This window comes from Rossellomorea vietnamensis (assembly GCF_008180415.1).
In the GTDB taxonomy this organism is placed as follows: Bacteria; Bacillota; Bacilli; order Bacillales; family Bacillaceae_B; genus Rossellomorea; species Rossellomorea vietnamensis_C.
On record NZ_VTEI01000003.1, the window covers coordinates 671,028 to 685,203 of the forward strand.

Annotated in this window: 12 protein-coding genes; 6 read left to right on the top strand and 6 right to left on the bottom strand. The window is 41.8% G+C overall.

Going from position 1 to position 14,176, the window contains the following annotated elements:
- The first annotated feature begins 136 nt into the window (after positions 1–136).
- Together ahpC and ahpF are read left to right on the top strand one after the other, a co-directional pair.
- Positions 137–700, top strand: a complete 564-nt coding sequence (gene ahpC / locus FZC78_RS09335; protein WP_148939413.1) for an alkyl hydroperoxide reductase subunit C — start codon at positions 137–139, stop codon at positions 698–700.
- Between the two features lie 13 nt (positions 701–713).
- Positions 714–2,243, top strand: a complete 1,530-nt coding sequence (gene ahpF / locus FZC78_RS09340) for an alkyl hydroperoxide reductase subunit F (protein WP_148939414.1) — start codon at positions 714–716, stop codon at positions 2,241–2,243.
- Positions 2,244–2,316: 73 nt separating this feature from the next.
- Here ahpF and FZC78_RS09345 read toward each other — a convergent pair whose 3' ends face one another.
- Both FZC78_RS09345 and FZC78_RS09350 read right to left on the bottom strand, forming a co-directional pair.
- Positions 2,317–3,888 carry a histidine kinase N-terminal 7TM domain-containing diguanylate cyclase gene (locus tag FZC78_RS09345; RefSeq protein ID WP_148939415.1) on the bottom strand — a complete coding sequence of 524 codons (1,572 nt, stop codon included), beginning with the start codon at positions 3,886–3,888 and terminating at the stop codon, positions 2,317–2,319.
- Positions 3,889–4,115: 227 nt separating this feature from the next.
- The gene (locus tag FZC78_RS09350) at positions 4,116–5,663 is read right to left on the bottom strand and encodes a malate:quinone oxidoreductase (RefSeq protein ID WP_286365484.1); all 1,548 of its coding nucleotides are present in this window, start codon (positions 5,661–5,663) and stop codon (positions 4,116–4,118) included.
- 481 nt (positions 5,664–6,144) lie between these two features.
- Between FZC78_RS09350 and FZC78_RS09355 the strand changes: the two genes are divergently transcribed.
- From FZC78_RS09355 to FZC78_RS09365, 3 genes are all read left to right on the top strand, one after another.
- Positions 6,145–6,702 (top strand): PadR family transcriptional regulator, encoded by a 558-nt coding sequence (locus tag FZC78_RS09355; protein ID WP_148939417.1) that lies wholly within the window; start codon positions 6,145–6,147, stop codon positions 6,700–6,702.
- The gene (locus FZC78_RS09360; RefSeq protein ID WP_148939418.1) at positions 6,702–7,175 is read left to right on the top strand and encodes a DUF4188 domain-containing protein; all 474 of its coding nucleotides are present in this window, start codon (positions 6,702–6,704) and stop codon (positions 7,173–7,175) included. Before FZC78_RS09355 ends, FZC78_RS09360 begins: the two co-directional genes overlap by 1 nt.
- 920 nt (positions 7,176–8,095) lie before the next feature.
- Positions 8,096–8,695 (top strand): glycosyltransferase family 2 protein, encoded by a 600-nt coding sequence (locus tag FZC78_RS09365; RefSeq protein WP_148939419.1) that lies wholly within the window; start codon positions 8,096–8,098, stop codon positions 8,693–8,695.
- 404 nt (positions 8,696–9,099) lie between these two features.
- Here FZC78_RS09365 and yiaA read toward each other — a convergent pair whose 3' ends face one another.
- Positions 9,100–9,570 (bottom strand): inner membrane protein YiaA, encoded by a 471-nt coding sequence (yiaA, locus tag FZC78_RS09375; RefSeq protein ID WP_148939421.1) that lies wholly within the window; start codon positions 9,568–9,570, stop codon positions 9,100–9,102.
- Between the two features lie 259 nt (positions 9,571–9,829).
- Positions 9,830–10,276, bottom strand: coding sequence for a DUF4385 domain-containing protein (locus tag FZC78_RS09380; RefSeq protein ID WP_148939422.1), 447 nt, complete (start codon positions 10,274–10,276; stop codon positions 9,830–9,832).
- 243 nt (positions 10,277–10,519) lie between these two features.
- On the opposite strand from FZC78_RS09380, the gene FZC78_RS09385 reads away from it, so the two are divergent.
- Positions 10,520–11,965: a DEAD/DEAH box helicase gene (locus FZC78_RS09385; protein ID WP_148939423.1), complete on the top strand. Its 1,446-nt coding sequence runs from the start codon at positions 10,520–10,522 to the stop codon at positions 11,963–11,965.
- 380 nt (positions 11,966–12,345) lie between these two features.
- Here the strand turns inward: FZC78_RS09385 and FZC78_RS09390 are convergent, their stop codons facing one another.
- Complete coding sequence (locus FZC78_RS09390; protein ID WP_148939424.1) at positions 12,346–13,329, bottom strand: LacI family DNA-binding transcriptional regulator; 984 nt, start codon at positions 13,327–13,329, stop codon at positions 12,346–12,348.
- Positions 13,330–13,353: 24 nt separating this feature from the next.
- Positions 13,354–14,139: an alpha/beta hydrolase gene (locus FZC78_RS09395; protein ID WP_148939425.1), complete on the bottom strand. Its 786-nt coding sequence runs from the start codon at positions 14,137–14,139 to the stop codon at positions 13,354–13,356.
- Positions 14,140–14,176: the final 37 nt, after the last annotated feature.

The following is a 14,176-nucleotide window of genomic DNA, read 5'->3' on the forward strand; positions in this document are numbered from 1 at the left end:
TATCTATCATTTAAAAAATTCTAATCTTGAAATCTATTTAAGTTTTATCCTTGACGTATAATAGATTCTATATAATAATATATATTAGATTAGAATTATTATAAAAATTAACCATATTGAAGGAGGACGACATACTATGTCTCTTATCGGATCTGAAGTAAAACCATTTAAAGCACAAGCATTTAAAGATGGGGAGTTCATCGAAGTAACAGAAGAAAGCCTAAAAGGCCAATGGAGCATTTTCTGCTTCTACCCTGCAGATTTCACTTTCGTTTGCCCAACTGAGCTTGAAGATCTTCAAAACAACTACGAGGAGCTTAAATCTCTAGGTGTTGAAGTATATTCTGTTTCTACTGATACTCACTTTACACATAAAGGCTGGCACGACAGCTCAGAAACTATCGGTAAAATCAAGTATGCGATGATCGGTGACCCTTCTCAAAGAATCACTCGCAATTTTGAAGTATTAAACGAAGAAGATGGCCTTGCTGACCGTGGTACATTCATTATCGATCCAGACGGCGTCATCCAAACAGTTGAAATCAACGCTGGCGGCATCGGCCGTGATGCAGATATCCTAGTAAGCAAAGTGAAGGCAGCACAGTATGTAAGAAAGAACCCAGGCGAAGTTTGCCCTGCAAAATGGCAGGAAGGTTCTGACACACTTAAGCCAAGCCTTGACCTTGTAGGCAAAATCTAAGGAGTTGGAATAAATGTTACTTGATGCAGATATCAAAGCACAGTTAGCCCAATATCTTGAATTGCTTGAGGGCGACATTCTGCTTAAAGTGAGTGCGGGCGATGATGAAGTATCCCGCGACATGCTTGTTTTAGTAGATGAACTGGCTACAATGTCATCTCACATTAAAGTGGAAAACACTGAACTGGATCGCACACCAAGCTTTAGTGTGAACCGCATCGGAGAAGATACCGGCGTAACCTTTGCCGGTATCCCTCTCGGTCATGAGTTCACTTCGTTGGTCCTTGCCCTTCTGCAAGTAAGCGGAAGAGCTCCAAAAGTAGATCAGAGTGTTCTTGATCAAGTCAAGAACCTTAAGGGCGAGTACCATTTTGAGTCTTATATCAGCTTGAGCTGCCACAACTGCCCTGATGTCGTACAGGCACTTAACCTGATGAGTATCTTCAATGAAGGCGTCACTCATACCATGATTGACGGCGCTGCTTTCAAAGATGAAGTAGAGAGCAAGGAAATCATGGCTGTGCCGACTGTATTCCTGAATGGCGAAGAATTCGGAAGCGGGCGTATGTCCCTTGAAGAGATTCTTGGCAAGGTGGGAGGCGGTCCTGATGCTTCTGAGCTTTCCGGCAAGGACCCTTATGATGTTCTTGTCGTCGGGGGCGGCCCTGCTGGAGCCAGTGCTGCCATTTATGCTGCCCGTAAAGGAATCCGCACGGGTATCGTTGCGGAGCGTTTCGGCGGACAAGTCATGGATACACTTGGAATCGAAAACTTTATTAGTGTCAAGAAAACGGAAGGTCCTAAGCTTGTCGCAAGCTTGGAAGAGCATGTGAAGGATTATGGCATCGATGTCATGAACCTGCAGCGTGCAAGCCGTCTTGAAAAGAAAGAACTTATCGAGCTTGAGCTTGAAAATGGTGCTGTACTGAAAAGTAAGTCTCTTATTCTATCGACTGGTGCACGCTGGCGAAAAGTCGGTGTTCCAGGTGAAGATGAATTCAAGAATAAAGGAGTGGCTTACTGCCCTCACTGTGACGGACCTTTATTTGAAGGTAAACATGTAGCCGTTATCGGCGGAGGCAACTCCGGTGTGGAAGCTGCCATTGATCTTGCCGGGATTGTTAAGCACGTAACGGTCCTTGAGTTCAATGATGAACTGAAAGCAGACGCTGTCTTACAGGACCGTCTATACAGCCTTCCTAATGTCACGGTAATCAAAAACGCTCAAACAAAAGAGATTACCGGTACCGATAAGGTGAACGGAATCACTTATATGGAACGTGATACAGAAACCGAACAGCATATCAACCTTGAAGGTGTATTCGTTCAGATCGGCCTTGTGCCTAACACGGATTGGTTAGGCAATGTCCTTGACCGTAACCGTATGGGCGAGATCGTCATCGATAAGCAGGGTGCTACTACTCTTCCTGGAGTGTTTGCAGCAGGAGACTGTACAGACAGTGCCTATAAACAAATCATTATCTCTATGGGATCAGGAGCAACGGCCGCATTGGGTGCGTTTGACTACCTTATCCGTAATTAATACAAAAACCGCTTCCAGCATCCTGGAAGCGGTTTTTATCTGGGTTTTTAGTCCGGGCCCTTCCCTTTTTTCCTCAAGTGAGGATTTCTTCTTCATGGTAGACCTTGACCTGGTTTCGCCCTGCGGCTTTAGCAGAATATAAAGCTTTATCTGCTTTATTCAGAAGATCAAAAAGTGTTTCCGCATTTTCCGCCTCTGCTTCCGCCACCCCAAAACTCATCGTGGCCACAATATTAATATCATTTACCATGAGCGGTTTAGTCTCCAGATAAAGCCTGATCCGCTCAGCCAGCGACGCCGATTCCCAGCAAGTATATCCTTTAAGCGCAAGAACAAATTCCTCACCGCCATAGCGGGCAAATAGATCTTCTTTCTTCAACTGTGATTGACAGGCTTTGACGACATGTACCAGCAATTGATCTCCAACATTATGGCCATAAGTATCATTTACGCTTTTAAAATGATCAATATCCATGATAATCACGGTAAACGGGGAAGAGTCCTTCTGTGACTCCTTATATGCTCGTTTACATTGTGTGAAGAATGCACGGCGGTTATACACTTGAGTGAGCTCATCATGATAAGCCAGGTGCTCTAACTTCATCTGCAGCTGCTTAACCTCCGTAATATCAGTAAAAATGATTAAGATGCCATTCTTCTGATGAGCCTGATGAAGCTGGGAAACTCGCACTTGGAAGGCCCGGTCCAAGGGGCCATCAACTGTAAACTGTAATTCTTGTTGAAAAGAGCCTGTATTAAATTCATATGGAAAGGCTTGTCCCGAAAAATTTTCCCAAATTCTTAAGAATTCGATTCCAAGCATATCTTTAGACAAGCCGGGAAACATTTCTTGTGAAGCCTGATTGAACTCGATTAATCTTTGAGATTCATCCAGCACCACTACTCCATCATTAATACTTTGAAAGATGGCATCTTTCGCAATTGGCATAAGTGTAAACATCCGGGATGTACTAATAGACCAAAAATAGCAAAGGGACGTCACCCACAGGACCATTGGCACGGGGTCAATGCCCGTTGGGGTGATGCCGATTAAATAAATAAAAGCAGTAATAATCGGAACAAGTTGAGCGAATATAAGTGAAATCAATTGCGGCCGGTAAGCTTTAGCTGTTTCCTTCCAGCGGGAAAGTAACAGGAGCAAAGCCGCAAATAGGCTGCCAAATGTGTACAGCCCGTGAATTACATACCATTGCCCGATTTCCTGGTGCACAAAAGGTGCTCCCAATTCAGCATCAATTTCATATATTTTGTAATGAAGGTGATGAAAATCGTTTGTGGCGACCATGATTAAGCTAATAAAAGGGATTGTAAGAAGTGCCGCCCACCTTGCAGCAGTCAGCTTCATCCCCAAATAGCGCATGATAAACATCAGCCCGAGAGCAGGAGAAAAAGGCATCCCTGCATATAAAACAATAGTCCAAAACTTGATTTCTGGAAGCGAGGAAGATAGCAGAACGAAGGCTGACCCTACGCAATAAATAAAGTTGAACATGGTGTGAAGAATAAATAAAGGTGCAATATTTTTATAGTGAAGGCGCCTGGAATATACAAAGAAACTTAAATATAGGCTAAGTACACTGGAAGTACAAATCAAAGTAATATAAGCTGTTACTTCAGAATTCACTGTCGAGGACCTCATTTTTAAAGCTTTTTTATTTTAATTTAGCACATATGGGAATGAAAGTGTGCTGTATTTTATATATTCTGAGGACCAAGAGCCTATAATCGACAGTACAGTTACAAAACCCCAATCGCCGCTTTTATCCCCTATAGGCACATGTCTCCTGGAGAAGCCTGCAAAAAAGGAACCTTCAGCTCTCCTGCAGCTTGAAGGTTCCCGCCTCTATTCAATCAACTTGTCACTTTTTCAATAGTCTCTTTATCCAAGGATTTAACTAAAGAGCTTTTTTTGTTGTTAAGACCAAGTGTCTCCGCAGTAGACTCATGAATTTTCCGGAAAAGCTCAGGGTTTTCAGAAAGCAGCAGTCCATAAGAAGGAATCATCTCTTTAATTTTCGGCTCCCACTTTTTCATATGCTGCGGGAAGCATCTGCCCAATAACTCAAGCATGACGGTGACGGCCGTGGAAGCACCCGGAGATGCACCCAGCAATGCTGCGATTGAACCATCTGCCGCGCTGACAACTTCCGTACCAAATTGAAGAGTTCCTTTGCCTGTGTCGGTATCCTTGATTACCTGCACCCGCTGCCCTGCGACGACGATATCCCAATCCTCGGACTTTGCATTCGGAATGAACTCACGCAACTCATCCATACGCTTTTCATGAGACAACATGACCTGCTGAATCAGATATTTTGTCAATGACATCTCTTTCGCTCCGGCTGCCAGCATCGTAAGGACGTTATTCGGCTTAACAGAACTAATTAAATCCATATTTGAACCCGTTTTCAAAAACTTTGGCGAGAAGCCGGCAAACGGTCCAAATAGCAGGGATTTTTTGTTATCAATATAGCGTGTGTCCAAATGCGGCACTGACATAGGAGGAGCCCCTACTTTTGCCTTTCCGTAGACCTTTCCATGATGCAGCGCTGCGATTTCCGGCTTATTGCAAACCAGGAACAGCCCGCTTACAGGAAAGCCGCCAATCTGCTTGGACTCAGGAATGCCTGTCTTTTGAAGCAATGGCAAACTTCCGCCTCCTCCGCCGATGAAAACAAATTTGGCGTTATGGTACTCAATCTTCTTGTTATCGATATCGTGTACTTTCACTTCCCAAGAACCGTCGCCAGTACGCTTAATATCCTCCACACTATGCTTGTAATTGATCTCCACATCTTTTGTCTTTAAGTGATCAAACAGCATGCGGGTCAGCGCCCCGAAGTTCACATCCGTTCCTGAATCAATCTTGGTCGCCGCAATCGGCTCACCCGGCGTACGGCCGTTCATGATAAGTGGAATCCACTCCTTAAGTTTTTCTGGATCTTCAGAGAATTCCATCCCCTCGAATAACGGATTAGTTGAAAGCGCTTTAACTCGATTTTTTAAAAAATTGATGTTACTTTCCCCTTGAACCATGCTCATATGAGGAATCGGCATGATGAAATCTTCAGGATTGCTAATGAGGTTATTGTTCACAAGAAAAGACCAAAACTGCCTTGAAACCTGAAACTGCTCATTGACCTTGACTGCCTTTGTGATATCGATAGAGCCGTCCGGCTTTTCAGTCGTATAGTTCAGCTCACACAATGCCGCATGGCCTGTCCCGGCATTATTCCATTCATTTGAGCTTTCTTCCCCCGCACTATCCAGCTTCTCAAACACCTTGATATTCCATTGGGGAGCTAATTCTTTCAATATAGAACCCAAAGTTGCACTCATGACTCCGGCACCAATCAAAATAACGTCTGTTTTCGTCTGTAGGTTGCTCATAATACCCATCCTTATCCCTATATTTGTATAGTAGAGCAGGCATTCCTGCTTGGAAGTCTTTAGATCAATTATAACTTTATTTATAGTATATTTAAATAATTTCCAGAATTAAAATAACAGTGGTTATCTGATAATTATAGACTATTCCGACGCGATTGTAAAAAGCTGTATCTTTATAGATGGAGAGGAAAGAGTGGTTTGACAAGAATCTCGGCTGTTGAAAATGATGTTTCCTTTCCAGGCGCACGACTCTGCGGGGCGGGCGGTAAAGCAAAAGCGGAAGCGACCGTTCAGCGAAGTACAGTTTAAATTTCCCAGAATAATTGTCAGACCACTTTCCAGAATCAAATAATCTTCTAGATTTTTTGAGCAATTCTTAACTAGACAGCTCATATAAGTTTATTATTCTAAAATTCAATTTGCATTTCAAGTATCTTTTCTGTACTGTATATCTAAAAGATATATATATCTTTTAGATAGGTGGATTCTTATGAAAAAATACAATGATACGACCTACGCTATTTTAGGAATTCTGACGACAGAGTGTAAATCGGGGTATGCCATTAAGCAGCTGATTGATAACAGCTTGAGCCATTTCTGGAAGATCAGTTATGGCCAGATCTATCCTGCACTGAAGCTCATTGTTGAAGAAGGCCTGGCGGAAATCAAAGAGACTTCAACACAGGGGAAAAGAGACAAAAATCAATACTACCTTACTCAGAAAGGCAAAGAAACCTTAAAGAACTGGCTGGAGGAACCAATTGAACAATTGCCCGTTGAAAGAAACGGAATTTTGCTTAAGTTATTTTTCGGCAAGCACCAGTCAAAAGAAAAGACCCTCGTACTCCTGCACAATTATATGCGGGATTTAGAAAAACGTTACCAAACCTATATAACTATTGAACAATCCATTACCGCCAACCATTCCCTTGATGGAGATGCAGCCTATTGGCTGTTTACACTGGATTACGGCAAGAGGGTCACAAAAGCTGGGGTGGAATGGTGTGAATCTACTTTGAGGAAGATTGAAGAAATGGAGGACTTTTAATGGGAAAGCCGATATTCAATGGACGCTATACGGCCGATAACAGTGAGGACATTGTTGTATTCATAATAGGGATGCGAATCAATAAACCCTTGGCGATTCATAAATGGGCTCCTGTAGTAAAAGCAATGCCCGGTATGATTCAGGAGCTTTATTCCAACAAAGATGAACTCGGTTTTTTATCCATGGAAAGCTACTTCGGACTAAGGACCACTGCTATGATTCAATACTGGCGTTCGATGGACGACCTCCTGGCCTATGCCCATAATGACAAACACCTGACTGCATGGAAAAAATTCAATAAAAAGATTGGAAGCAATGGAGCTGTTGGTATTTATCATGAAACCTACCAAGTAAAGAAAGGAAACTATGAATCTATTTTCGGGAATATGCCTCATTATGGCTTAGGAAAGGCTATGGATCATTCTCCTGTTGGAGCTGGTAAGAATACTGCCAGGGAGCGGATAGGTTCTTAGGGAAATCAGGGAACCGGTCCATTGATGAGTTCTCTGGAAAGCCCAACAAAGATTTAAAATTGCAGCAATGTACCTCTTCCTTCTCCGGTATTATGAAAGAGTGTTGGTTTCCATTCAAAAATACCCGGCTCCTCTGGGCGGGTGCCTAATCTTAGGGAAAGCGCCTGTTAGTTCCTTAATTAAGTGCCCAGCGGTAAGAATAAGGGAACTTTTTCCTTTAATTTTAAATTCAAGATCATTTTGGGATAAATAGAGGAAACTTTTTCTCTTATTTGAACCGAAAAGTACTTTTTTTTGTGTAGTAAGTTAAATAAGGGAAATTTATTCCCCTATTTTAGCCTTTTTCAATGTTTTTTAGTAAATAGGGGAACTTTTTTCCTCTAATTACTATCCAACATACTGAACCGCATAGATAAGCGCCACCGGTCACTGCCATAAATCAGCATCTTTACATCGCTAATTGAGGAAGATCCTTTCCAACCCCTACTGGCAAAAGTTCAAAAAAGATAAAAGGATTCTAAAGCTATGTAGTAAAGAGAGCAACATATTCATTGCTTTTCAGAAAAAAAGCCAACTTTTCTTCCAATTTAGGAAGGATAGTCAACCGGCTTTTTCTGTGTAAATAAAATGTAAATTCTAAAATCCGGTAGATTTTCAGTGCCCTCCCTTTAATTGACCCGTTTTCTATTGTTTCTATAGTCTAATCCCCTAATACTAGGTTTTGTTCTTGTTATCTGAGTCCCTGCACACCGCTTTCTTCGGAGCTTTTGATACTCATCGTGACTAGGCCAACAGAATGTGAACACCTGATTTAAGACATGCATATATTAGTGAAGAAGGTAGCCGCTTAATATTTTCCTTAGTCTCTTACCTTTTCATAGGGCCAATATTGAAAATAACAAAAAAGGAGAGATTCTTCATTGAATATCAGCTTTTTAAGTCCTGCTTATAACAGCGCTCAGTGGATTAAGACCATGCTGGATAGTATTCCTAAGGACTATGCCTTTGAAATTCTAATTTGTGATGATGGTTCTACTGATAATACACTAGAAATACTAGAAGAATATCGGAAGGGGTGCCCTCAATTAAAGATCTTGATCAATGAAGAAAACAAAGGGGCAAGCCATTCATATAACCGATTGATAGCGGAAGCAGCCGGGGATTATGTAGCAATAATCGACAGTGATGATATGTATCTTCCTACAATTAAAGATGTGTTGAGGCAAGTGGACGGTGAATATGATATTTATTATTACAATATGCTTAGAAAAGATGGCCATCCGATTATCAAGAGAGAGACGGATGGTTATAGTTGGTCCGGCCAATTTAAAATCATCAGAAGAAGCTTTATAGGAGACGCACACTTCACAGTAAAAAAGGAACATGCTGGTGACTGGGATTTCAACAGAGCTTTGGTCGACAAGAAACCTAAATGCAAATACACCAATCTATTTGCCTATTGGTATAACTATCCTCGGGAAAACTCGGAATCTTTTCTTCATCTAAGAGGATTAAAATAACACCATCCACAGCCTTTTGGCAATTTGCTGTTTGTCACCACAGAACAAAGCGCAAAGCCCCCGATCCGCCCCGACAGGCAAATGTTCCAAAGAGAAAAAAGGCGGGCTTCCCTTTTATTCTCTTTGGGTTATTTGACCCCGAGGGGCTAGGCGCTACAGCTGGACGTATCAAATGCGGAAGCGCCTTGTCCAGCCCCGACAGGCAAATGTTCCAAAGAGAAAAAAAGGCGGGCTTCCCTTTTATTCTCTTTGGGTTATTTGACCCCGAGGGGCTAGGCGCTGCAGCTGGACGTGGATAACATTATTAGAATTTGCACCCAAAGATTGATTTTATAATTTTATAAGTAACAGAAAACCCCAGCCTAAAAAAGGTGGGGTTTTCCAAATTTTCTTTTCCTAAATGATTAATCTCTATCCTTTGCCATTTGCGTATCCCGGATATTTTTTTGAATAGTGATGGCCGCAAACAGACTCAGAACAAATGACATGCCATAAAATCCTTTTTCACTTAAAATGATACTTCCGGCGTTATAAAGCCCGATCGCCATCAAGGAAATGGCTATAATTACAGCAAACCAACTGAGGCCGTAATAAATACCTGAAACAGGGATATCCTCTTCCTTGTCCCTTACTGCTTTCTGCAGTGAAACAGCTGCATACAGTCCAAATACTAATACAGCAAAGTAATACCCTTTCTCATTCAGTTCCATCCCTGCATTGAACAGGCCAATCAAGTAGGCAGATACACCTGCCGTCAATGCTGCCCAGCTTGCTCCTTTGAAAGCGGCAGTGGGTTCCCCTTCTTTTCTTTCCATCTTGATCTTTGGCTTCTTCTCGTCTTTCAAAACCAATGGACTTTCATTAACTTCAGCCATTTTCCGCTCCCCTTCGCTCTCTATAAAAATGCAAGTTTCAACACTGCTGCTAAGAATTATTATAGCAATTTTTGACGGGTCTGTTTGTTAATTTTTCCATTTAATAAATTTCATAAAAAAGAAGCACGATATCTTAACTCGCACTTCCCAGCTCATCCGTTATTTAATAACCCCTGATAAAAGGCTGCAGCTAAAGACAACAATTCATTTTATCCTTATTAGGTCTGAAGTAAACTCTTGGGGCCTCCTTGCTTCTCCCCTAGCCATACTTCTTCTGATGCTCTTTTTTACACTTAAGATAACCTTTATCCTCGCGGGCCAGCTTCCATTTCTCCATAAAGATGGACGCTGATTCTGCCTTCTCCGGATCATTCTGCCTTTTCTTTACATCACCGTTCTCGTCATATTTTTTTCCGCCTTTGTAATTCGTATACCGGCGGGCACGTGTATAGCCCATCTGCAGGAATTTCCTCGCCATATCCATGCCGACAAAATCTTCTTTTTCCTTATAATCAAGAAACATCTCATAGATCTTATCAGAGGACTCTTTTGCGATTTCCGGGGTCTTAAATCGCCAATGCTGCAGGATTTCACTTTTATAAGGTTCCACCATCAGCACCCCTTGTTCTCCCCTCCCAACCCTGTACAGTTCAGGATTCTTGCGGAAATCGATGTTATCAAAATCTAAATTATAATCGAAAGCCATCGCTGTCACCCTTTTTAATGGAGATTTACCCCAGGCACCCTTTTGGTATGCACAGAAAAATGATTTAGTGAATACGAGTCCCTGCCCTTGGCAGCTTACAGCCATTGCTTTTATTAATTTGGGGTAAAAGCCGATATTTCCTCGACTTTTCAAGTATAATGAACCATATTCAGATATGCATATAATAATTCTTGAAGAGAATTCTATACATATGATGAAAAAACAAAAAATTGAGGTTATAAAATGACTAAAAAAGGTTTTGCAGATTATAGAGTAAGTGATGACATCCAACGAGCATTAGCTGTCTTAAAATATGAAACGCCAACAGAAGTGCAAAGTAAAGTAATTCCAGCTGCAATGGAAAGCCAGGATCTGGTCGTCAAAGCCCAAACAGGAAGCGGGAAGACCGCCTCTTTTGGAATCCCTGTTTCCGACCTGATTGAATGGGAGGAGAAAAAGCCTCAGGCATTAATCCTTACACCAACCAGGGAGCTCGCGGTCCAAGTTCGCGAAGATATAACCAATATCGGAAGGTTTAAGCGTATTAAAGCAGTGGCCGTCTATGGTAAAGAACCTTTTTCAAAACAAAGGGAAGAACTGAAACAAAAAACTCATGTAGTCGTGGGTACGCCAGGCCGGGTCATGGACCATATTGAACGAGAAACGCTGGATCTGGAGAAAATCAAGTATCTTATCATTGATGAAGCGGATGAAATGCTTAATCGAGGTTTTATCGAGGAAGTGGAAGCAATTATCAATAAGCTGCCTTCCGATCGAGTAACGATGGTCTTTTCGGCTACCCTGCCTAAAGACGTTGAAAACCTTTGCCATAAATATATGAAAAACCCTCTTCAGATTGAGATTGAATCAACCGGAGTCACGGCTGATACGATTGAACATTCCTTGATTGAAGTGAAAGAAGAAGAAAAGATCTCACTTCTTAAAGACATAACGGTCGTAGAAAATCCTGACAGCTGCCTGATTTTCTGCCGTACCAAAGAACACGTCGATACTGTTTACTCAGAACTCGATAAAGCTGGATATCCATGTGAGCGACTCCATGGCGGTCTGGAACAAGAGGACAGGTTCTCTGTCATGGAAGGCTTCAAATTGGGGAACTTCCGCTATCTGGTAGCCACTGATGTTGCTGCAAGAGGGATTGATATTGATAACGTAACACTGGTCATCAACTATGACGTGCCTATGGAAAAAGAGAGCTATGTGCACCGTACCGGAAGAACCGGCCGTGCTGGAAATAAAGGGAAAGCAATAACGTTTTCAACTCCTTATGAAGCAAAGTTCATCAAAGCAATTGAAAGATATATCGGCTTTGAACTGCCGGAATTAGAAGCTCCAAGCTATCCGGAAGTCGCAGCCGGAAAAGCTGCATTCGAAGAAAAACTCAGCGGCAGGCGCGTTGTAAGAAATAACAAGACCGCCCGCATCAATCAAGATATTATGAAACTTCACTTCACCGGCGGGAAAAAGAAGAAGATCCGCGCCGTTGATTTCGTCGGAACAATCGCTAAAATTCCCGGCGTCACTGCAGATGATATCGGCATTATCACCATCCATGATCAAATGTCCTACGTTGATATACTGAATGGTAAGGGCTCACTGGTTCTGCAAGCCATGGAACATGAGACTGTCAAAGGGAAGAAGTTAAAGGTTAGTAAGGCGATTAAATAAAATAGCATCTTAAATCCAACTAAATAGGCTACTGGCTTCAGGTAATGAAAAGAGTATTGCACTAAGTGCAATACTCTTTTTGGTGGTGAGATTAAACATTTCTATGGTCTTCGAGCTTCAATGTAAACAGCCTTTTCCAGCGGGGCATTCATACCATTTTGCATTAAAAATAGTGACATCAGAAGTCAAGTCTATATTTCACCCCAACTTTCAGTGGACACAATAAAACTCTCCACCACTAAAATGGTGAAGAGCAATAATGCAGGTAGTGAGCAGCACTATACTTCTCTGCTGAATACCTCGAGTATAAGCAAATGGAGGGTGCTCGCTTTAGGAAGAGACTTCCTCAGTTCAATATTATCGGTTAGGGTCACATATCACTATTTCACAGAATTTCTAACCACTAGTTTTGTTGGCAACGTGTAATGGTGATTCACTTTTTCGCCGGCAAGAACTTGAAAAATAAGATGTACAGCCAAGGCTCCCACTTCATACTTTGGCTGCGTGATTGTAGTTAGTGGAGGAGATACATATTCGGATATTTGAATATCATCGAAACCTATTATAGAGATATCTGCGGGCACCTTAATATTATGCTCTTGTAAGGCCTTCAATCCCCCGATTGCCATTTCATCATTAGCGTAAAAAATGGACTGCGGCAGATTCTGTTGAGCAATAAGCAATTGGGTAGCGCGATATCCCCCCTCCCTTGTGAAATCACCGGAAATTTTCCACTTGGAATGATAACCGATCCCATAATGCTTCAAAGCTCTCATATATCCTTCAAAACGCCTGTTATTATCAAATGAGTTTGCCGGACCGCTTACAAAAGCTACTTCTTTAGAACCTCTCTGAATCAAGTGCTCTGTTGCTATAAACCCTCCATGCTCATTATCGACTTCGACTTGATAAATATTTTCACTTGTTACATTCCGATCCAAGACAATCAACGGGAAGCATTCCCGTGCTGATTCCAAAGTGATGTCGTCACTAATATTGTGGGCTAAAATGATAGCACCATCAACCCGTTTTTCCTTTAAGAACTTAACGGCCGTAGATTGCGATCCCCCTACAGAGCTGCAGGCAATCAAATCATACCCATTTGAAGAAGCAACATCCTGGACTCCCTTTATTAATTCAGAATAATATGGTCCAGACAAATCACTCAATATAAGTGCGATTGTATTGGTTTTATCTCTTTTTAAATCAGATGCTATGCCATTCTTTTGATAATTTAGAGCTTTTGCTGCTGCTTCTACTTTCTGTTTTGTCTTTAAACTGATCTTTTCACTATTATTTAAGGCATATGAAACAGTCGATACTGCTACTCCAGCTAACTTTGCTACATCTTTTATAGTTGCCATTCCAATTTGCCTCCGTACAACAATCTACCTTGAATTTTTAATCGGCAGCCAGGTCAGAACCCTCTGGATGGCAGCATCCCAGAATTCCCAAGTATGGTCACCTGATAAGAACTCAGTGGTAGTTGATAAGTTTAATTCTTTACTTTTATTATGAAATCTTACATTATGTTCGTATAAAAAATCTTCCGTCCCGCATGTTTGATAGATCATGGGTTTTTTTTCTGCTGAAAGACCAAGTTCTTCCAGTTTCCAAAGAATATCATTTTCTGTACGGGATATGTCATCCTCTCCAAATACAAGAGTCAGCGCTCTTTTTTTATCGTCCTCTTGTTTTCGGACATTTTCCAGATGGAACACCATATCGGTGACTCCTGACATGGAAGCTATTGCCCCAAATTCTTCTGGTTTGTTCAATCCCCATTTAAGTGCCCCAAATCCACCCATTGAGTGGCCGGCAACAAAGGTATCTTCTCTCTTATCCGAAAGAGGAAACATCGTGCGGGCTTTCAGCAGGAATTCTTCAGTTAGGAACTTCCAATAGTCTCCACCATATACCATATCAGTATAATAGCTATTGTCAACGGCAGGCATTACAACAGCTAGTCCACGTCCCTCAACATACCGCTGTAGAGAAGTGCTATCAATCCAAGTGTTATGATGGTCGCTGAATCCATGAAGCAGGAACAGGGTAGGATACTTCACTTCCCTATTCTGCTTTAAAGATTCCACAGTCTCCTGCGGAAGAAGAACACTCATTGAAACGACCTTTGACAGCACTTCTGAATAAAAGCTGCATTCTATACGAGGCATATTCAACACTCCTTACTTGTATTAAAATTACGAAAAG

Bases quoted from the DNA above. Each gene is read 5' to 3' on its own strand.
- ahpC (WP_148939413.1), top strand. From the start codon at position 137: ATGTCTCTTATCGGATCTGAAGTAAAACCATTTAAAGCACAAGCATTT.
- ahpF (WP_148939414.1), top strand. From the start codon at position 714: ATGTTACTTGATGCAGATATCAAAGCACAGTTAGCCCAATATCTTGAA.
- FZC78_RS09350 (WP_286365484.1), bottom strand. From the start codon at position 5,663: ATGGGTATTATGAGCAACCTACAGACGAAAACAGACGTTATTTTGATT.
- FZC78_RS09355 (WP_148939417.1), top strand. From the start codon at position 6,145: ATGAAAAAATACAATGATACGACCTACGCTATTTTAGGAATTCTGACG.
- FZC78_RS09360 (WP_148939418.1), top strand. From the start codon at position 6,702: ATGGGAAAGCCGATATTCAATGGACGCTATACGGCCGATAACAGTGAG.
- yiaA (WP_148939421.1), bottom strand. From the start codon at position 9,570: ATGGCTGAAGTTAATGAAAGTCCATTGGTTTTGAAAGACGAGAAGAAG.
- FZC78_RS09380 (WP_148939422.1), bottom strand. From the start codon at position 10,276: ATGGCTTTCGATTATAATTTAGATTTTGATAACATCGATTTCCGCAAG.
- FZC78_RS09385 (WP_148939423.1), top strand. From the start codon at position 10,520: ATGACTAAAAAAGGTTTTGCAGATTATAGAGTAAGTGATGACATCCAA.
- FZC78_RS09390 (WP_148939424.1), bottom strand. From the start codon at position 13,329: ATGGCAACTATAAAAGATGTAGCAAAGTTAGCTGGAGTAGCAGTATCG.
- FZC78_RS09395 (WP_148939425.1), bottom strand. From the start codon at position 14,139: ATGCCTCGTATAGAATGCAGCTTTTATTCAGAAGTGCTGTCAAAGGTC.